This window comes from Bacteroidales bacterium MB20-C3-3, assembly GCA_035609245.1.
GTDB lineage: Bacteria > Bacteroidota > Bacteroidia > Bacteroidales > UBA932 > Bact-08.
In genome coordinates, this window is the sequence record CP141202.1 from 128581 (window position 1) to 149770 (window position 21190).

Annotated in this window: 14 protein-coding genes, 1 tRNA gene and 1 other RNA gene; 4 read left to right on the forward strand and 12 right to left on the reverse strand. The window is 40.0% G+C overall.

Going from position 1 to position 21190, the window contains the following annotated elements; translation table 11 throughout:
* Window positions 1-61 precede the first annotated feature (61 nt).
* Genes ppdK through purL form a run of 3 tightly spaced genes read right to left on the reverse strand, consistent with a single transcriptional unit; the run spans window position 62 to window position 7892 of the window.
* Window positions 62-2779, reverse strand: coding sequence for a pyruvate, phosphate dikinase (ppdK, locus tag U5907_00635; GenBank protein WRQ33170.1), 2718 nt, complete (start codon window positions 2777-2779; stop codon window positions 62-64).
* Between the two features lie 55 nt (window positions 2780-2834).
* On the reverse strand, window positions 2835-4166 hold the full coding sequence (locus U5907_00640; GenBank protein WRQ34107.1) for a PhoH family protein: 1332 nt from the start codon (window positions 4164-4166) through the stop codon (window positions 2835-2837).
* Window positions 4167-4181: 15 nt separating this feature from the next.
* Window positions 4182-7892, reverse strand: coding sequence for a phosphoribosylformylglycinamidine synthase (gene purL, locus U5907_00645; protein WRQ33171.1), 3711 nt, complete (start codon window positions 7890-7892; stop codon window positions 4182-4184).
* Window positions 7893-7958: 66 nt separating this feature from the next.
* Between purL and U5907_00650 the strand changes: the two genes are divergently transcribed.
* The 3 genes from U5907_00650 to U5907_00660 all read left to right on the forward strand — a co-directional run bounded on the left by U5907_00650 (window position 7959) and on the right by U5907_00660 (window position 10390).
* On the forward strand, window positions 7959-9296 hold the full coding sequence (locus tag U5907_00650) for a Mur ligase family protein (protein WRQ33172.1): 1338 nt from the start codon (window positions 7959-7961) through the stop codon (window positions 9294-9296).
* Between the two features lie 51 nt (window positions 9297-9347).
* Window positions 9348-9422, forward strand: a tRNA-Val gene (locus tag U5907_00655).
* A 146-nt stretch (window positions 9423-9568) separates the two neighbouring features.
* A complete protein-coding gene (locus U5907_00660) occupies window positions 9569-10390 on the forward strand; it encodes an aldo/keto reductase (protein WRQ33173.1) in 822 nt (273 codons plus the stop codon).
* A gap of 24 nt (window positions 10391-10414) precedes the next feature.
* Here the strand turns inward: U5907_00660 and U5907_00665 are convergent, their stop codons facing one another.
* The 6 genes from U5907_00665 to U5907_00690 are packed head-to-tail and all read right to left on the reverse strand — an operon-like array spanning window position 10415 to window position 15725.
* Window positions 10415-11833: a glycosyltransferase gene (locus U5907_00665; protein ID WRQ33174.1), complete on the reverse strand. Its 1419-nt coding sequence runs from the start codon at window positions 11831-11833 to the stop codon at window positions 10415-10417.
* Window position 11834: 1 nt separating this feature from the next.
* A complete protein-coding gene (locus tag U5907_00670; GenBank protein WRQ33175.1) occupies window positions 11835-12935 on the reverse strand; it encodes a HEAT repeat domain-containing protein in 1101 nt (366 codons plus the stop codon).
* Window positions 12932-14119: a YaiO family outer membrane beta-barrel protein gene (locus tag U5907_00675; protein ID WRQ33176.1), complete on the reverse strand. Its 1188-nt coding sequence runs from the start codon at window positions 14117-14119 to the stop codon at window positions 12932-12934. Before U5907_00675 ends, U5907_00670 begins: the two co-directional genes overlap by 4 nt.
* A gap of 10 nt (window positions 14120-14129) precedes the next feature.
* Complete coding sequence (locus U5907_00680; GenBank protein WRQ33177.1) at window positions 14130-14492, reverse strand: response regulator transcription factor; 363 nt, start codon at window positions 14490-14492, stop codon at window positions 14130-14132.
* A gap of 3 nt (window positions 14493-14495) precedes the next feature.
* On the reverse strand, window positions 14496-14843 hold the full coding sequence (locus tag U5907_00685; protein WRQ33178.1) for an Hpt domain-containing protein: 348 nt from the start codon (window positions 14841-14843) through the stop codon (window positions 14496-14498).
* A 39-nt stretch (window positions 14844-14882) separates the two neighbouring features.
* A complete protein-coding gene (locus tag U5907_00690; protein ID WRQ33179.1) occupies window positions 14883-15725 on the reverse strand; it encodes an alpha/beta hydrolase family protein in 843 nt (280 codons plus the stop codon).
* A 79-nt stretch (window positions 15726-15804) separates the two neighbouring features.
* On the opposite strand from U5907_00690, the gene U5907_00695 reads away from it, so the two are divergent.
* Window positions 15805-17799, forward strand: coding sequence for an HDIG domain-containing metalloprotein (locus U5907_00695; GenBank protein WRQ33180.1), 1995 nt, complete (start codon window positions 15805-15807; stop codon window positions 17797-17799).
* Window positions 17800-17817: 18 nt separating this feature from the next.
* On the opposite strand, the gene ssrA is transcribed toward U5907_00695, so the two are convergent.
* The 3 genes from ssrA to U5907_00710 all read right to left on the reverse strand — a co-directional run bounded on the left by ssrA (window position 17818) and on the right by U5907_00710 (window position 21180).
* Window positions 17818-18216, reverse strand: a transfer-messenger RNA (tmRNA) gene (ssrA, locus tag U5907_00700).
* 34 nt (window positions 18217-18250) lie between these two features.
* Window positions 18251-18898: a LysE family transporter gene (locus tag U5907_00705; protein ID WRQ33181.1), complete on the reverse strand. Its 648-nt coding sequence runs from the start codon at window positions 18896-18898 to the stop codon at window positions 18251-18253.
* A 5-nt stretch (window positions 18899-18903) separates the two neighbouring features.
* A complete protein-coding gene (locus tag U5907_00710; protein ID WRQ33182.1) occupies window positions 18904-21180 on the reverse strand; it encodes a TonB-dependent receptor in 2277 nt (758 codons plus the stop codon).
* Between the last annotated feature and the right edge of the window lie 10 nt (window positions 21181-21190).

Here is a 21190-nt window from a genome sequence, read left to right on the forward strand (position 1 = left end):
TTGACTAAAAGAGCCGGCAAAGGTTTACCCGGCCGGCTCAATTATTCAATAAAGAGTTCTTTTATTTGTACTCTTTGATAGCCGCCTGTGCAGCTGCCAGTCTTGCTATTGGAACCCTGAAAGGTGAGCAGGATACATAGTTCATGCCAATCTTATGGCAGAACTCTACAGATTCGGGATCTCCACCATGCTCTCCGCAGATACCTATCTTGAGTTTAGGATTGGTATTCCTGCCTCCCTTGATACCCAAATCCAGCAACTTACCTACAGATGATTGATCAAGAGTCTGGAATGGATCTGCAGTAAGCACTTTCTGAGACAGGTAACCTCCCATAAATGATCCAATGTCATCTCTTGAGAAGCCAAATGTCATCTGAGTAAGGTCATTTGTACCAAATGAGAAGAACTGAGCTGTTTTTGCCATTTCATCAGCTAGAAGAGCCGCTCTTGGAATCTCAATCATAGTACCATAGAGGTAAGAGATTTTAACTCCAAACTGTTTCTCAACTTCAGCGTGAACTTTGTCACATATAACTTTTTGATGATCAAGTTCGTTAACTGTAACAGTAACAGGAACCATAATTTCCGGCTGAGGATTGAATCCCTCCTTCATAAGTTCAGCAGTTGCTTCAAAAATTGCTCTGAACTGGATTTCAGAAATTTCAGGATAGGTAATCCCAAGGCGAACTCCTCTGTGACCCATCATTGGGTTAACTTCGTGAAGTGCCTCACCTCTTTTCTTAATCTCCTCAACAGTTATTCCAAGCTCTTTTGCAAGTTCTGCCTGCTTTTCACCTGCCTGAGGCACAAACTCATGAAGTGGCGGATCCAGTAACCTGAAGGTAACAGGTTTTCCGTCCATAACTTTCATTGTCCCTTTTACAGCTGCCTTAACATAAGGCTCAAGCTCTGCAAGAGCAGATTTGCGCTCATTGATGTTGTCAGCAAGAATCATCTTGCGTAATTTTGAAAGAGGAGCTTCTGAATTTAAACCGTAGAACATATGTTCAATACGGAACAGACCAATTCCCTCTGCACCAAAATTGATTGCATTCTGTGCATCCTCCGGAGTATCTGCGTTGGTTCTTACACCAAGAACTCTGTATTTATCTACAATATTCATGTATTCAACAAAACGAGGATTCTCGGTTGCAGACATTGTCTCAATCTTCTGATCATAAACAAATCCTTTTGATCCGTTAAGACTGAATACATCTCCCTCTTTATATGATTTACCGGCTATTGTAAGTGTCTTCTTGTGAAGGTCAATGTGAAGCTGATCGCAACCAACGATACAGCATTTACCCCATCCGCGTGCAACCAGTGCAGCGTGTGAAGTCATACCTCCGCGGGCTGTGAGCAGACCATCGGCAGCTCTCATACCCTCAACATCTTCAGGATTAGTCTCCTCGCGAACAAGTATTACATTTTTACCTGCAGCAGCCCATTCAACAGCATCTTCAGCTGTAAATACAATCTGACCCACTGATCCGCCGGGACCTGCAGGAAGACCTCTGGCAATTACTGTTGCTCTTTTTTCTGAAGCAGGGTCAAGTATCGGGTGAAGAAGTTCGTCAAGCTGAGCAGGTGCAACTCTCATTACAGCTGTCTTCTCGTCAATGAGTCCCTCGTGAAGCATGTCCATTGCCATATTAAGGGCAGCCAGACCTGTTCTTTTACCTACACGGCACTGGAGCATCCATAGTTTACCGTCCTGTATGGTAAACTCTATATCCTGCATATCACGGAAGTGTTTCTGAAGGCTGAGCTGTATTGTGTCGAGCTCTTTGTATACAACAGGCATTCCTGTCTCCAGAGACTGAAGGTGCTTGTTCTGATCGTTCTTTGTTGATTCGTTTAGTGGGTTTGGTGTGCGGATACCTGCAACCACATCTTCTCCTTGTGCATTAACAAGCCACTCTCCGTAGAATTTATTTTCACCGGTAGCAGGGTTTCTTGAGAAAGCAACACCTGTTGCAGAGTTATCACCCATATTTCCGAATACCATTGCCTGAACATTAACGGCTGTTCCCCACTCATCAGGAATATTTTCAATTCTTCTGTATGAGATGGCTCTCTTTCCGTTCCATGATTTGAAAACTGCACCAACACCACCCCAAAGTTGCTCGTATGCATTGTCAGGGAATGGCTTTCCAAGAACCTCAACTACACGGCCTTTAAAAGCATCACATAGCTGAACAAGATCCTCTTCTGTCAGGTCGGTATCGCTCTTGTAGCCCTTCTTTGCCTTCACATCGTGAAGCATTCTGTCAAGCTGAACGCGAATTCCTTTTCCCTCTTCAGGCTCCAGACCCTCTGCCTTTTCCATTACCACATCTGAATACATCATAATGAGGCGACGGTAAGCATCATACACAAATCTTGGGTTTCCTGTTTTTTTAATAAGGCCTGGGATAGTTTCTGAGCAGAGACCAATATTAAGAACAGTCTCCATCATCCCGGGCATTGAGCTTCTTGCACCGGAACGGCAAGAGAGAAGCAGCGGATTCTCCTTATCGCCGAATTTCATCTCCATCACCGCCTCTGTTTTTGCAAGGGCCTCATCTACCTCTTTTTTAAGTTCGGCAGGGAATTGCATGTTGTTCTTGTAAAACTCAACACAAGTCTCTGTTGTAATTGTGAAACCTGCAGGAACCGGAATATCCAGTTTGCACATTTCTGCAAGGTTTGCTCCCTTGCCACCAAGCAGATTCTTCATTGAGCCGTCTCCTTCAGCATCTTTGCCTCCGAAGAAATAAACTCTTTTTAAATCAGACATATTTATAATTATTTGGGTTATTTTTCATTGGGGGTGCAAATATAACAAAAAATCCTTACAATAGTTTGCCCGCTAGTTCTGACAGCTCGCTTCTCTCTCCTTTAGTGAGGTTTATGTGGCAGAAGAGTTCCTGACCATACATTTTTTCGCTTAGGTGAGTGAGACCATTTGAGTGAATATCGAGATAGGGTGAATCTATCTGATGAATATCACCTGTAAATACAAGTTTGGATCCCTCACCGGCTCTTGTTATAATTGTTTTTATCTCGTGAGGTGTAAGGTTCTGTGCCTCGTCAACAATAAAAAATACATTTGAAAGGCTACGACCTCTTATATATGCCAGAGGAGATATCAGAAGCTTCTCTGTTCTTAACATCTCTTCAATTCTTATAACCTCTTTGCTTGTGTCTCTGAATGAGTTTTTGATAACACTAAGGTTATCAAAGAGTGGCAGCATATAGGGTCCCAGTTTCTCTTTTATATCTCCCGGTAAAAACCCCATGTCCTGATTTTGTAAAGGGATTACGGGCCTTGATAAAAGTATCTGGTCATATCCCTGCTCCTGCTCAATTGCTGCAGCAAGTGCAAGAAGGGTCTTCCCTGTACCTGCCATACCAGTCAGAGAGACTAGTTTAATGTCAGGATTTAAGAGAGCTTCCAGTGCAAATGCTTGTTCGTCATTTCTTGGTTCAATTCCGTATGATTTGACTTTTTTGACTCCAATCAGAGAATCGGACTCATAAGAGTATCTTGCAAGAACAGGGTGAGAACCCTCCTCTCTCTCAATTTTGAAAAGCTGATTTGGAACCACCTTTTTGATTTTGAAATCTTTCAGAGGTGCTCCTCCTCCGTAAAAAAGTTTATCAACGGCAGTCTGTGGTATATCTTTCAGAGTTATTACCTCTTTATGAATACTGGCAACCTGCTCTTCAGTTACTTTGTCTGTCAGGTAATCCTCAGCCATTATCCTGAGAGCTTTGGCCTTCATCCTGAGATTAATGTCTTTGGTTACAAGAATAACACTCCTCTCAGGATAGCTCTCTTTAAGCCATTGTGTTGTTGCAATTATTCTGTGATCAGGTGTATCATCAAAAAAAGATTCGGCCATCTGTTCGCTAAAGGGGTGTCCAAGCTCAATCTTGATTAAACCTTTGCCTTTACCTATTCTTACTCCTTTGTCAAATAACTGGTTGTCAGTTATTTTGTCCATCTCTCTCACAAATTCTCTGGCATTGTAATTGATTGTATCATTACCCTTTTTGAATTTGTCAAGCTCTTCAATTACAGTAATGGGAATTACAATGTCGTTTTCCTGAAAATTGTGAATGGATTTGAAGTCGTGCAAAATCACATTTGTATCAAGCACAAAAATTTTAGGCTCTTTAATCTTTTTCATTTCAAACTATTTTTTATTCTCAATCCACTTTCTTGCATTGATAAACATTTCAAACCAAGGGGTTACCTCCTCCATCGATTTAGATGACGGGTAGTGTGCCCAATTATGAGGATGAATACAGCGTTCCGGATGAGGCATCATTGCAAGATGTCTTCCATCAGGGCTGCACACACCTGCAATTCCGTCAGGAGAACCATTAGGATTAGCAGGATAATCTGAATAGTTATATTTTATTGCAGTGACAAATTTATCCTTGCCTGCCGGAAAGGAAAATTTTCCTTCACCATGAGCAACCCAAATGCCAAGGGAGCATTTTTCAAGTGTTTTAAGCATTACTGAAGGCGACTCCTCAACAGTGACTCCTACAAAAGCACTCTCGTATTTGTGGCTGTCATTGTGAAGCATCTTTGGTGACTTCTCTCTGTCTTCAGGAGTGATAAGACCAAGCTCTGCCATTAGCTGACACCCATTACATACACCGAGGCTCAATGTATCCTCCCTTTTGTAGAAGCTGTCTAAAGCCTGTTTTGCTTTTAGATTGTACAGGAATGCTCCGGCCCACCCCTTTGCTGAGCCAAGGGTGTCTGCATTAGAGAATCCGCCAACAAACACAACCATATTCACCCCTGAAAGATTCTCTCTTCCTGTGATAAGGTCAGTCATGTGGACATCCTTTACTTTGAATCCGGCTTTATAAAGCGCCCACGCCATCTCTCTGTCTCCATTAGATCCTTTTTCTCTTATGATTGCAGCTGTTGGGGCTCCTTTCGCTGGATTTTCCGATATATTGTATTGTAGTGTTTTACCGGTAAAATCTTCAGGAAATTTATAAATAAGAGGCTGAGTTCCGTAGTTCTCATATCTTTTTAGAGCCAGTCTCTCTCCGCTCTGCCTGATATCGTGCAGATATGATGTTTTCATCCACAAGGAGCGCATATGCTCTATGTCAAAAACCTCTTTTTGTTTGAAAATAGTGACTCTTCCCTCTCTCTCATCAATCCGGCTTCCAATATTATATATCACAACACCATTATTATCAGAAATCTCTTCGATGCTTTCCAAATCTGAGTTAAGAACCTGAATGATTACACCGGGCATTTCAGAGAATAGGACTTTAACCGGATCTTTCTCTTCAAGAGCATTAAGATTCACTTCAAACCCACCATCTGTACTGGCAAAAGAGATCTCAAGAAGAGCTGTAACCAAACCACCTGAAGATATATCGTGTCCTGCCAGAACTACTCCTTTAGATATAAATTGCTGTAATGTCTCAAAACATTTTGCAAAGTACTCTGAGTCAATAATGTCAGGAGTGTTGTTTCCCAGTTGACCTGTAACCTGAGCAAATGCAGATCCTCCCAGTTCAAAGGATTTTTCGCTGAGCTGATTGAATGGTATGTAAACTATTGCAGTACCGGCCTCTTTAGCTAAAACCGGTTTTACTGTTACTCTTATATCTTTTGACTCTGCAACTGCAGATATTATTACTGTCCCCGGAGATATCACTCTCTCTCCGTCAGGGTATTTCTGAGTCATTGATAGAGAGTCCTTTCCTGTTGGGATATTTATCCCGAGTTCTGTTGCAAAATCACTTGCAGCCTTAACCGCTTTATAGAGCCTTGCATCTTCACCGGGGTTCCTGCAGGGCCACATCCAGTTGGCCGATAGTGAAACCCCTTTTAGCCCCATCTCAAGAGGGGTCCATACTATATTTGTCAATGCCTCGGCAATTGCAAGCCTGCTTCCTGCTGCTGCATTAATTATAGCAGGTGCAGGAGCATGTCCTATAGATGTGGCTATTCCCCTGTAGTCTTTATAGCCTATTGCTGTGACCCCCAGATTGTTCAATGGCAGCTGTATCTCACCTGCTGTCTGCTGAAGTGCAATAAGTCCGCTAACAGATCTGTCAACTTTATTGGTAAGCCAGTCTTTTGAAGCCACGGACTCAAGTTGCATAACCTGCTCAGTATAATATTGAATTTCTTCCGGATCATACTCAAGAGGATCAAATCTCTCCTTTAGATCAATATCCTCCATAACTGTTTTGGGAGTTGATCCCAGCAGATCTTTTACCTCCAGATCGAGTGGCTTCTCACCAGTTTCAGAGTTTACAAATGTAAAATTATTATTGCCTGTTGCCTCACCCACAACATACATAGGGGCCCTCTCTCTATCAGCTGCCCTTTTTGCTGTCTCAATGTCCTTCTCTTTCATTATCATTCCCATCCGCTCCTGAGATTCGTTGCCGATTATCTCTTTTGCGGAGAGGGTAGGGTCGCCTACAGGAAGTTTATTTATGTATATATCTCCGCCGGTCTCCTCAACCAGCTCAGAGAGTGAATTTAAATGTCCTCCGGCTCCGTGGTCGTGTACAGAAACAATAGGATTGTTATCACTCTCTGCAAGAGCCCGGATAGCATTATATACTCTTTTCTGCATCTCCGGATTTGAGCGCTGAACAGCATTTAATTCAATTGCATTTTCAAATTCACCGGTGGCAACAGATGATACAGCACCGCCACCCATTCCAATTCTGTAGTTGTCGCCACCCATAACAACAACTTTATCTCCCTTTTCAGGAGAGTATTTTAAGGCCGACCCCTTTTTTGCGTATCCAATACCGCCTGCAAGCATTATAACCTTGTCATAGCCGTAGTTTTTCCACCCCTCAGTATGCTCAAAAGTGAGCAGACTTCCGCAGATAAGCGCCTGTCCGAATTTATTGCCAAAATCACTTGCACCGTTAGATGCTTTTGTCAGAATCTCCTGAGGTGTCTGGTAAAGCCACTCTCTTTCCGGTGTTATCTCCCAGTCTCTCCCCTCAATCTCAAGTCTTGGATAGGATGTCATATATACTGCAGTTCCGGCAACCGGAAATGATCCTCTTCCGCCTGCCATTCTATCCCTTATCTCCCCTCCGGATCCTGTTGCTGCTCCGTTAAAAGGCTCTACTGTTGTAGGGAAGTTATGAGTCTCGGCCTTAAGAGATATAACGGTATCCTCCTCTTTGGTTATGAAGAGATCCGGTTTGTCCGGAGAGGCAGGATGGAACATATGAACTCTCGGCCCCTCAAGAAATGCACAATTATCTTTATAAGCTGATACAATCCTGTTTGGATTCTCTTTTGATGTTCTTTTAATAAGCTGGAACAGGGATGACTCCATTTCAACCCCGTTAATTATAAACCTTCCGTTAAAAATCTTATGTCTGCAGTGCTCTGAATTAACCTGGGAAAACCCAAAAATTTCACTGTCAGTAAGTTTTCTGCCAATTCTCTCGGATAGTTTCTCCAGATACTCAATCTCTTCACTATTGAGTGCAAGGCCCTCTTTATCATTGTATTCAGAAATATTATCCACAGAGATTATCGCTTCAGGTTTGTGTTCAATTGTAAATATCTCCTGGCTGATTCCGTGATAAACTCTCTGAAGCATTTTGTCATAGACAATTTCATCCTCTGAATTGAACGGGAAGAACTCCTCCATTCTTGAGATTCCCGATATATTCATATTTTGGGTGATCTCAACAGCAGTTGTGCTCCAGGGTGTGATCATCTCCCTTCTGGGTCCGGCAAAGAGACCCTCAATGCTCTCTGTTAAAATTTGTTCGGCCTCTCCAAAGAGCCATTTTAAAGCCTCTAACTCATTAGTGGTTAGTTCTTTGCCGGTTGAAACTGCAATAACTGTTTTCTGATTGGTTCTGAAGAATAGAATCATTTGATTTATAGATGATATGAATTGAGGCCATAAAATTACTGCTTTTTAACCAATGTGTAACAAAATATGACCATTTTTGTACTAATTAAATACCCAATGGATATGTTTGATATTGATATTTACAACAAAGAGATAGAGTGGATTTTTAATAAATTCCCATCTTATCAGAGGGTTGGAAACAGAGCCTATAAACCGGGATTGGAGACTATGAGTGAATTTGACTCCAATCTGGGGCATCCTCATAAAAAATATATGATTGTCCATATTGCAGGGACAAACGGAAAGGGTTCTGTTTCACATATGATTGCATCTGTTTTCGCAACAGTGGGTCTAAAAACGGGTCTCTATACATCTCCCCACCTGCTGGATTTCAGGGAGAGAATTAAGATAAACGGAGAGATGATTTCTAAAGAGGCAGTTCTGGAGTTCCTTTCAAAATGGAAACCATTTATGGAGGCGAGGAGTCCCTCGTTTTTTGAGATCACTACTGCCATGGCATTTGACTTTTTTGCCCGGGAAGGAGTTGATATTGCTGTTATTGAGACCGGGCTGGGAGGTAGGCTTGATTCAACTAATATTGTCTCTCCTGAGTTAAGTATTATTACAAACATTGCACTTGACCATTGCGAATACCTTGGTTATACTTTACCCGAGATTGCCGCTGAAAAGGGAGGAATAGTTAAAGCCGGTGTCCCGTTTGTAGTTGGTGAAGTGTTGAATAATACCAGACCTGTTTTTGATAAAATATCGGTTGATAAGGGCTCTCCTCTGTTCTATGCACAAGAGTCAAGATTCAAAGGGGTGATGCCCGGTGAATACGAAATTGATCTTAAGGGAGACTATCAGATACATAATATCAGAACAGTACTAACCGCTCTGAATGTTTTGGGCCATAACACAAGGTTCACAGCAAAGTGCGGAGTGGGCTGGAGTGATAAAAATATAAAGGAGGGTATTAAGTGTGCAGCCGGAAATACCGGTCTCAGAGGAAGGTGGGAGAGACTCTCAGATAGCCCTGAGATTATTTGTGACACAGGTCATAATGCTAATGGTCTCCGTATTGTTTTTTCTCAGCTAAGGAAGCAAAAATTTAAAAGGCTTTTTATTTTACTGGGTTTTGTTGCAGAGAAGGAGTTGGAGAAGATCTTGGGTTTTATGCCTCTTCACGCATATTATTTGTACTCCAAAGCAAATACAGAGAGGGCACTTGATCCCAATACCCTTATGACAAAGTGCAAATCTCTTGGTTTCCGGGGAGAAGTTCATAATTCGGTTGAGTCCTCACTGATGAAATTTAAATCTGTTCACAGGGAGGGAGACCTGCTCTTTATTGGAGGCTCTACCTTCATTGTAGCTGATGCAATAAATTTTTTAGAAAATAATTCTGATTTTTTTGCAAAATAAAAAAATGGGTATATCTTTGCACTCCCAAACGAAAAGAATGGGGCTTCAAAAGGGAGCATAGCTCAGTTGGTTTAGAGCATCTGCCTTACAAGCAGAGGGTCGGGGGTTCGACTCCCTCTGCTCCCACAAAGAGAAGATAAAGAGGTTGATCAATTTGGTCAACCTCTTTGTCTTTTTGAAACACAATTATCACACAATTTAATTAAGTATATTCCAGCTAAACCAGACGACCTCTGAATTGTTATAGTTAATAAAAATTAAAATTTAACTATATGTCTATACTTAATGAATCATATACTCTCAATAACGGAATCAAAATTCCTAAAATAGGATTTGGAACATGGCAGATTCCTCAGGATGTTGCAGAGAGAGCTGTTGCCGATGCCTTATCTGCCGGTTACAGACATATTGATACTGCACTAGCATACAACAACGAAGCGGGTGTTGGCAATGCTATCAGAGAATCTGCTCTTGACAGGGGGGATATATTTGTAACATCCAAACTTCCGGCTGAGATTAAGGGCTATGATAATGCTCTCTTTTCATTTGACAAGACTATGAAAAATCTGGGTCTGGAGACTCTTGACCTCTATCTGATTCACGCACCATGGCCATGGAGTGAAATGGGAAAGGATTATACAAAGGAGAATATTGAGTCATGGAGAGCATTTGTGAGAATTTACAAGGAGGGAAGAGTAAGGGCAATTGGTGTTTCAAATTTCTCAGTAAAAGATATTAAAGCAATTGAGGAGAGTTCTGATATATCCCCAATGGCAAATCAGATTGCATTTTATGCCGGAAGGACACAGGATGAGATCGTAGATTATTGTAACGAGAAGAATATTCTTGTGGAGGCCTACTCTCCTTTAGCTACAGGAAGAGCATTAAAAGATCCTCTGTTAAATCAAATTGCAGCTTCATACGGAGTATCAGTCGCTCAGTTGCTTATAAGATTTACACTTGAGAGGGGAACACTTCCTCTTCCTAAAACTGTAACAAGAGAGAGAATTATTGAGAACTCCAAAGTAGACCATTTTGAAATATCCAAATCGGATATGGAGAGGCTTAGTGCAATAAAAAACGAATACAGATAATCTGACTCTAAGGTTTTTAATAATTTACTTTTTTGCAAAACCCTTTCGCTCCATCTTACCCCAGGAGCGTACTCCTGTCATGTAATGATAGTTTCCTTTAAGTGAAAACCAGACATTCATGGGGTGATTGAAAAATGGTTCAATAAGCGAGATTGCAATAAGTTTTATTAAATCTGAGCTTTTTTTGTATTTAGGGTAAGAGAACTCCTCAAATACAACGGCCCAGACAGAAAAAAGTATTGAAAAAAGATATGTAAAACCAAAAAGGATTAGAAATATATTTATATCCAGCTGGCCTATCGCAATTTGAATAATCATATAGATTATACCTGCAGCCTCAACTATTGGTGTAAGCCATTCAAAAATAATCCAGTATGGTAATCCTAACATTCCAAGGTTACCATATTTATAGTCAAAAATGAGTTTTCTGTGTTTTTTTAGTGTCTCTATAGTCCCTCTGGTCCATCTGTTTCTTTGCCTTGAGAGTATCTTTACCGGCTCAGGAACCTCTGTCCAGCAGAGAGGATCAGGAATATATACAACTCTTGCTATCTCTTTCTGCTCAAACATATACCTTCTCATTCTAATTACCAGCTCCATATCTTCTCCAACTGTTCCGTGGTCATAACCCCCTGCCTTTAAGACTATCTCTCTGTCAAAAAGGCCAAAAGCGCCTGAAATCAGCATCAATCCATTTATTCTGCTCCACGCCAGCCGTCCCATCAAAAAGGCCCTGCTGTACTCAAGAACCTGAACTCTTGCTATCAAATTTTCAGGCAGGTTTACCTCAACAATTTTCCCATCTTTCACCTTGCAGGAGTTTGCAACCCTTATAACTCCACCAACTGCTATAACCCTCTCTTTGTAATCCTCCATAAATGGTTTAACCATTTTGAGGATTGAGTCCTCTTCAAGGATACAATCAACATCTATACAGGCTATAAGATGCTTTGAACTTATGTTTATTCCTGCGTTAAGTGAATCGGCCTTGCCCCCATTCTCCTTATCTACAACCGTTAGTTTTGAGAATGCCTTATTAGTTGATTTATAGACTCCTCTTACGGGTTTTGTTTTAATGTTATATACAACATGAAAATCTACTTTAACAAGGCTGTAATGGGCAATTACCTTCTCCATAGTGTTATCTTTACTGCCGTCGTTGATTATTATTACTTCAAAATCTCCGTAATGGAGCGATAGCAGAGAGCGGATATTCTCTATAATAGTATTGCCTTCGTTGTATGAAGGTGCCAAAATCGATACAGAGGGAGATATTGGAGAAGAGATAATTTTTGAGTAATCTGCAAAGCTGTTTTTTCTTTTGTATTTAATCAGTTCAAAACCTGACATCACTGACAATATGGTGTAGGATGAAAAAATGGCCATAACATAAATGAAGACACCATTTACAAAAAAGTCGTTAATTATGTTGATGATCTCCATGTTATATTCTGGTGTCTTTTGCGTGTGAGATAATTGAAAGTAATTCAGGATCTGCAGAGAGGGCTATCTGATCTAATGCCTTCTCTCCTGTATCTCCTTGCTTAATTATTGCCTTGGCGATTAATATCCTCAGGATAGAATCCTCCTCATAGAGCAGCTGAGACTCATAGAAATGCAGAGACGACGAATCGGAGATTGAGATCATTGCTTTAATAATCTCTCTTTTTATCTCATTACTCTCTTCTTCATAAATTGCAGTAAGCTTTTGAAGTGCCTCAGGTAGTGCCAGCATCTTTAAAGCTTTTACTGCCTCTTTTTTAATACCGGAGTCATTAGATTTCAAACAAAAGATTATTTTATCAAGACTCTCATATTGTTTGAACAATCCGCACATTCTTACTGAGAATTTTATCACATTTGGATTGCTATGCTCAATCCAGTTACCAAACTGAGGGATGACCCTGGTAGCTTTAAATACATCAATCGCATTAACTTGCCACCAATCAGATAATGTAACATTTGGCAAATCAAGAAAAATTTCAGGATTTCCCGGGTGTAAGTAGATCCAGGCGATTTGTGAGTGTGAAATAAGATATTTGTTTTTTGAACGCAGATGTTTTTTAATAATCTCTTCCCCATCCTCAATTTTCATTTGAAGAATTTCAGAAAACCCTTTAACCTTTATATCCCATCTTAAGGATTTTGCTTTTTTAATTGAGTATTTTTCAAGGCCTGCCATTTTAAATAGTACCTCCAGCCTTAATGCGCTGTCTCCGGATAACCCGGAGTGAAGAAGCAGTAACTCTTTAGTGAAAAAGTCCCGTTTTACTCTGCTTCTCAGATGTTTTGACATAATAACCGGGATTGATTCCCCAATATAAAGATTATATGCCCATTCAGTTATGAAATCGACACAGTATTCACTGAACAGATTCTCTTTTCTGATTTTTACTATTTTGGAGAGACGGTTAATTGTAACAACTAACGCAAGGAATATGGAACTGAATATAAATAGTATGCTAAGTAATATAACGCTCCTCACCAGTAATGGAGAGGTTTTGACATAGTCAACCAATTCTGCAGGTATAAATTCCGGCATCATAGTATAAATGTGAGACCAGCAATTAGTGTGAATCTGTTTTTTGCAATATTATTCTGAAACTCTTCTCTGGCATAGCCTGCACCCAAATTAAAAATGTACCAGTTTGCAAATTTTTGTTGATAATCTAATTGTAATCTGTTTGATTTAAGATATTGTAAATCAGGGTTATATGCATATTGCTGAAGGTCGGGTGAGAAGCCGGTACCTAAGTTAAGAGATATGAATGAGTCAGGATCAGAGAGATATCTTCTTGTCGTTAATGTGGCAGATGTGGACCAGTTATTGTCAGAGTAAGAGAAGTATGGTCTTACTGAAAACCACCAGTTACCAGAATACTTTCCTATGGTACCTGTTAATATAATAACCTCACCCTCTTTAAATGAGAGAAGACTCTCCTTTACGAAACTCATATATCTTATTCCGGCTGATGCTTCAAATCCGGCAGGGAGTTTTATATATGGTTCAACAGCTGCTCTCAGAAACGGGAAGTTTATGCTGTTTGAAAGACCGGCATTGAGATAAAGATAGATTCTCTTGCTTAAAATTGGATATGCATCTGCTTCAAACTGATGTCCGCTTTTTTGATATCTGTTAGCGTAATTGTACCTTAATGAGAGAGAGCCAGATTTTTTAAATTTTTTTGTGTAGGTGAAGGACCCAAATAGCCAGGGGTCGTTTCCCTCAATAAAATCACTCCAGAACTGAAGATGAATTCTGTTTGATTTTTGACCCCTCTTTAATTCTAAATCAGCACGAATCTCTTTACTCTTGAAAACCTCTTTATCAGGGAAGTGTTTCTGTGCAATTTTTGCGTATTCAATGGATGATTTATATCTGCCTGCAGCAAATTCATTGTCTGTGGCTGCTTCAAGGGCATCATAGCTGTATGGGTGCTTTTCCAATATCTCTGATATGATAGTTGCCGCAGAATCGTATTGTGCATTCCATGAGTATATTCTGGCAAGCAGAATAGCTGCATCTGTATTTAAACTGTCTAATGAGAGAATCTCTTTGCAATTTTTGGCCGCAAGTGTGTAGTTGTTCTCTGCGGCAAGCTCTCTGCTTTTTTCAAAAAGATACAGAATTCTTGACTCTTTATCGGCATTGTATTCTTGAGCCTTTAACTCAGAAAAGAGGAATAATGTTAATATAAAGAAAGATATTTGCCAGCTTAAAGACTTCATGATTAGTGTTTTATCTTTTAATTAAAAGTCTCTTTACTCTTATTGATAATTCATTTGGGCTGAATGGTTTTGAAATATAATCATCTGCACCTAACTGAAAGGCTTCAATAATTGTCTCCTCATTCCCTATTCTGCTTAACACAATTATTGGTGTACTAAGTTTTAGGTCATTTCTTACTTTGTTTACCAATTCCAGACCACTGCAGAAAGGCATCAGCATATCTGTCATGATAAGGTCATATTCGTTTGCCGATACCTTTTCAGAAGCCTGATTCCCGTCTGTGGCAACATCTATTGAGTAGCCATCGTTTTTTAATCTGTGTTCGATTGCTTTGGAAATAATTATATCGTCCTCGCAAACAAGAATCCTCATAAGCTATAGTTTTTTTAAATCTGCAATGCCCTGGTTGATCATCTCCTCTGCCTCCACAACCATCTCAGTTTCGATAATACCATTTGCTGCACTTTTTTCAATTTTTTCAACCACAGGAACTGCGTAGTTTAATCCAACAACAAATAGATCTGACATTATTTTATGAGCTGCAAACCTAAGTGCTGGTGCGTCATTAGCTTTTGCACTATCTGTGATTGATTTTAACATTGATGGGGCATTATCAATAAAAAGATTGACAATCTCCATAAAAAACTCATGATTTCCGTCTGACATCTCTTTTAAAAGAGACATATCAGGTTGAGGGTAAATTTTGTTTTCTGTCTGGGACATAATATTCTGTTTTAATCGTATAAATTTAAGAAATCTCTTTTAATATCCAAGGTGTTCACCCTGTGCAATTCTCTTAAAATGGAAAAGATGCAAGTCCAGTGAATAGACCCAGTGAACCCAGGTGTGGTTACCGGGACTTAAGAGAAGAATGTTCTTTATGTCTAAAGAATCACATTTGTCAGTAAAGTCGCGGGAACTTTTTGCCAGAGCATCACTTTTACCGCAACTTATCAAGATTATCCTCTCCTTTAGAAAGTTATTTTTTTCAGTCTGTTCTTTAAAACCATTAAGTCTGTTAAGAGCTGACTGCTTTGAATAGTTGTCGTTTTCCACAGAGTATGGCCCAAGGACTTTGGGAATGTCACTTGTTTTTAATCTGGTATCCTCAAGATTCAATACTCCGGACATACTTCCGGCAGCCCTGAATTTTGAAATATCATCCAGGAAAACATTTACAGCCCCGTGTCCACCCATACTTAACCCGGATATAAATGTCTTTTCAGGATCAAGGGAATAATCTTTCATTATCAAAGGATAAAGCTCTTCGTGAAAAAATGTTCTCCATTGCATTCCTCCGGAGACAGTGCTATTGACATACCAGCTGTTATAGAAACCATCAGGAGTAATAATTATAAATCCATATTTATCACTCATTTTTTGAAGGTCTGCTTTGTCATTCCAGTTGCGCCAGTTGCCACTCCATCCGTGAAGAAGGAATAGTGCCGGGATGCTCTCTCCTGAATAACCTGTAGGCGTATGAACAAGGATAGTATCATCGCAACCAAGGTGCTTAGATTTAATTATAATCTCTCTTTTTGAAGCATGTATCTGTGTGCAAAATCCCACTAACAGGAGAGTAATCAGAAGTTTTAGACCTTTCATTTTTTTACATTAATAATTATTATCCAAAATTAGCCTAAATTTGTACTAGTCACACATTTTTTTATTTATTCGCTATCAAATGATTTTTTCAGAGTGGTATAAAAAATATTACAGTATACTCTTCTTTGTTCTTGCAGCATTTACCGGCATGCTGATGCTCCCGGCAGAGGGGAAATTTAAATATGAATATCAGAAGGGCAGACCCTGGCTCTATGAAACTCTGATAGCCCCTGTTGATTTTCCCATATTAAAGAGCGAGCAGGAGTTAAGGGCCGAGAGAAGTATGGCTGCCTCCAAAAGTCCTGCATGTTATAATGTAGAACAGGAGGCCATGATTAGCACTAGAGAGGAGCTCCTCACTTTTTTTTCAAGCCTTTCTTCAGATTCTCTGATTTTACTTGATAGCAGAGTAGCATATCTTTACGACAAGGGGATAACTGAAAGAATGGATGGGGGAAATCCTCTTTCAAGAGTACTTATCTCAGATAATAATTTTACCCTGAAAGAGAGACCTGCGGCAGAGATTTTCTCTATTGAATCAGCGATAGCTTTTATTAACGAATTTGCCACACTCTCCAGAGATAAGTTAACCAAACTGGAGTCCCTGATTAAGCCTAATCTGATATATGACAAAGAGGCTACCGAGTTGGCAAGAAGAGAGGCTGTTCAAAAGATATCTCCAACAAAAGGAGTCCTTTATGCAGGCCAGGTAATAGTAGCCCAGGGGGAGACAATTACAGCTGAGATAGAACAACTTCTTGATTCATATAAAGCGGAATATGAAATTAGTATGGGCTTTTCAGGAAGCTTACTTGTGTTGAAATCCGGACAACTTCTTATCTGTTTAGCGCTGTTCTTGTTACTATATATTACTTTATACTTTACAAAAAGAGAGATTTTAAAAGAGAAGAGAAAACTTCTGTTTGTACTAATGCTGGTGCTTTTCTCAATTCTCGTTACAGTTGTTGTAAGAGGGATAAGCCCCTCATATCTCTTTATCATTCCTTTTTCTGTTTTTGCTCTTTATCTCTGCTCATTTTTCAATACAAAGATGGTATTGCCGGTATATATTGTAATAATACTTCCGGTTGTGACAATTGCACAGAATGGAGCCGAAATATTTATGCTTAACCTCTTTGCCGGCAGTATTACTATACTTGCATATACATACTGGGATAAAGGGTGGATGCAGTTTGCTGTTGCATTTGCAGTTTTTATGACACTTTCCTTGTCATATATAGCATTCAGAATGGTAGAAGATGGAACTCTGGTGGAGATCAGCTGGAATACAACGGCTTATTTTGCCTGGAATGCAATCCTTATTGTTGCAGCTTATCCCTTAATCTATCTCTTTGAAAAACTATATGGCCTGGTATCAAACCAGCGACTTAAAGATTTGGCGGATACTGACAGTAAATTACTAAGGGAGATGTCTGATAAAGCTCCGGGCTCTTTTCAGCACATTCTCCAAGTCGCAAGTCTTGCAGAGAGTGGTGTCTCTGCCATAGGAGGCTACTCTCTTCTTGCAAGGGTAGGTGCTCTTTATCATGACATCGGGAAAATTGAAAACCCTATGCTCTTTATTGAAAACCAACCTACTGGAGCTAAAAATATTCACGAAGAGCTTGAACCGGCAGAGAGCGCCAGACTTATTATTAAACATGTTCAGGATGGTCTTGATATCGCAAAAAGGGAGAGATTACCACAAATTATAAAAGATTTTATTCTCTCTCATCACGGAAAATCAAAGACACTATATTTTTATAAAAAGCATATTAATTCAGGCGGAGACCCCTCTGATGCCCATCTCTTCACTTATGAAGGGATTATGCCCAAATACAAAGAGCAGGTAGTAGTAATGATGGCAGATGCAGTTGAAGCTGCATCAAGATCGCTGCGGGATTACAGTGAAGAGTCAATCTCAGGGCTTGTTGAGAGGGTGGTGGAGGAGAGAATTTCAGATGGTCAGCTTCTGGAAGCAGAGATCTCTCTTAAAGAGATAAAGATGGTAAAGGATGTCTTTAAGCAGAGACTTTCAGGAATGTATCACAGCAGAATGGTCAAGCCTTTATAAGACCTGACCATTCATTTTTTGTGGAGATGGGCGGACTCGAACCGCCGTCCAAACAAACCATCCAAAAGCTTTCTACACGCTTATCCTCTCTTTAATTGTGGGTAATGAGCTGCCGGGAGGCAGGCTACTCAAAACTTATCCTCTGTTTCTTAAGACGCCTTAGAGGAGTAAACGCCGGCATCCTGTTTGTTTGATACCCCATATACAGAACATAACAGGAATAAAGTTCTGCGGGATACTCGTCACGGCCGGACCTAGCCGGCGGCGATAAAGCGATTAAGCATGGCTTAATTACGCAGCGAGTGCATAGTTGTTGTTGCCAGTTAAGGCTTGAGTTCCGGGATTTACGAGCCGGCTTCACGACGCTCGACGTGCTTACAATCCGATTGAGTATGCTGTCAAAACCAAAACATCCCCAATTAATAAGTTCGCAAACTTACATATAATTAATCTAATTCAAAAATGGAGCCAAAAATCTCCATACTCCTTCAAAAAAAGAGATCAGACCAATTACAATAATGATAATGCCTGAGATCCGGTTTATCATCAGAAGCTGACGAAGTCTGAATTTCTTTCTGAATATGTTAATACCTGTACTTAGTGCATACCACCAGGTTGCTGCCCCTACAAATACACCGCCAAGAGCGGCAGTAATCATCCTGTTAGCAGCCTGGGAGTCAACATCCAAACCAACAAAGGCAAACATTCCCAGAATCAGGAAAATAGCTCCGGGGTTGGTAATTGTCATTAATATAGCAGAGAAGAGATCTTCCATATGTCTGTTGTTACCCTGGGCTTTCTGTCTGATCTGTTTTACAGGGTTTGTCAGGTAAATCTTAAGACCAATCAGTCCAACCACTACGCCACCAAAGAGAAGTACACCTCTTTCGTAATCTTCAATGAAACTTTGGATATAGGCCAGCCCCAATATGGCAAGAGCAGCGAATATTGTATCAGTAATTGCTGCTCCTAAACCGGTAATGAATCCTGAATTTCTTCCTTTGCTAAGTGTTTTTTGCACACACATAACCCCCATTGGTCCAAGAGGTATGGAAGCACCCAATCCAACGAGAAAACCCTTAACAAAGTCAATAAGCATCTATTCTAAAATTTAATTTTTAATCCAGCTCCTACATTAAAGGGAACACCAGCCTGGGCAAAACCTTTTCCTGTTGTCTCAAAGTAGAATGTGTTATACTCACTGTCTGTGAAATTTCTCATCCAGACAGATATTTCAAAAATAGATATTTTTACTGAACTCTCAATATCAACTGTAGAGTAAAATTTCTGTGCAACATCATTCTGTTCAGTCCAGTATATCTTTCCGGCTCCATTATATCTGATAGCTGCATTAAATTGCCTGAAGTTGCCTCTGTTTATTTTTACAGAGTATAATATGCCGGCATTCAGTGTGTTACGCGGAACAAAAGGAACAAATTTTCCTGAATAGTCATTCTGATTGTCTGTATAATGAGTAAATTTTGAGTAGGTGTAACCCCAGTTTAAGAAGGCTTCCAGCTCTTTGGAAATTTTGTAACTGGATGATATTTCTCCCCCTGTACTATATGATTTACCAGCATTTTTTGCGACTCTTCCAAGTCCTGTTGCTCCTGCAAACTGAACCACCTGTTGGTCTCTGCTGTCAATATAAAAGAGAGATGCATTAAAGTTGAATTTTTCCGGAATTATCCATCCACTAAAGCCAATCTCATGATTCCAGTTATATTCAGGTTTATATGAAATTTTATCAGATATATCTCCTTCGATCTGAGCACCACCCGGCATTCCTCCCATAATTTTTGACTGTACTATGTCAGAAAACATTTGAATGTTGTATCCTCCTGCTTTGTAGCCCCTTGCAGAGGTGTAAAAGAGTTTCAGATTATTGTTTTTGCTGTATTGAACAGAAAATTTTGGCAAAAACTGACCGAATGACTGATTTTCGTTTCCGGTTACTTCAGCCGGTATTTCCATAGAAATTGGTCTGGGTACCCCGGGCCTTACAAAAGACAAAGAGAGATTCATTGCACTGTTGTAATCCAGTCTCTGTTTCTCATATTCGTATCTTAAACCAAGGGTTAGAGAGAGCCCTTCAGTAAATACTTTCCTCAATGTTACCTGATGAAATGCTGCAGCTCCCCATGATCTCTGATCATATTCACCACTTACAGGAATTGTGTTGTTTCCAACCTTCATATGAAATGGCATTACTCCGGTTGTGTAGAGCCTGTCAAAATTATCCTGGAAGAATCTCTTGACACCATCTTCTCCAAATAGCACAGGTGCATCTGTATAGTTATTCTGAATGAATGCAGATATTCCGGAAACAAACTGATAATTTTTATCATTTTCTGATTTGAAGACCACCTCCTGAGTAAAGTTGCCAAACTTCTGAGATTGACTCATAGTATAAACAGATTGTGGTGTGAAATCCTGATCAAGTCTCATTGTATCTTTCAGATACTGGTATGCCGATATTAGATTCATCCTCCATCCGGGTGCGTTATGAGTAACAACAAGACTAGTTGTGTTCAGAACACGCTTGTATGAAGAGGTGTCGTTGAATGACGGTGCAGCACTCTTTCCGGTCCCTTTATTGTACAAACCATATGGGTAAGCGCTGTGGTCGCTGAATTCAAATTGATTTGCAGCCTCTATCTTCCATCTTCTTGCAATATTATAAGCAACTCTTAACCTGCCTCCGGCTGAGTATCCATTGCCAATTCTCTTTCCGGTAGATTCGTTTTTAAAGAATCCTCCGTCACTGTTTAGAAATCCGCCAAGTGAAAATGCCAGTCTCTCATTTATCCTGTTTCTGGTAGTAAAACTTCCCCTGTACTGGCTAAATGTTCCTGCTTTTAGAGAAATTTCTGTGCCGGGATCAGAAAATGGTGATTTTGTTCTGATATGTACAATTCCTCCAAGAGCGTTTCTTCCATAAAGAGTACCCTGTGGTCCTCTTAAAATCTCTACTCTTTCAACATCAAGGAATTCAAAATCGAATGCACTTTTATCAATAAATGGAACATTATCTTCATATAGTCCGATAGATGGTGATGGAGAGAATCTGGAGCCAATTCCCCTTATATATATAGCTGATGTTATTTTTGATCCGTAATCCGGGATAAAAAGATTAGGCACGGAAGAGGAGAGTCCTTTAATTGAGTTTTTTCCTCCCGATTCAACCTCTGCTCCACCAATTATACTGGTTGATGCAGGAAGCCGGTTTAGAAAGTAAGTCTCTTTGGGAGCTGTGATTATTGTCACACCTTCAAGTTGATAATTCTTAATTGTAGTATCTTTGTCCGATACTTGACCATAAAGGTTTAGAGCTGAGAAGAGCAAGATAATAAGAGCTGCTCTTTTTGAAATGGTACTCATGTGTAATAAT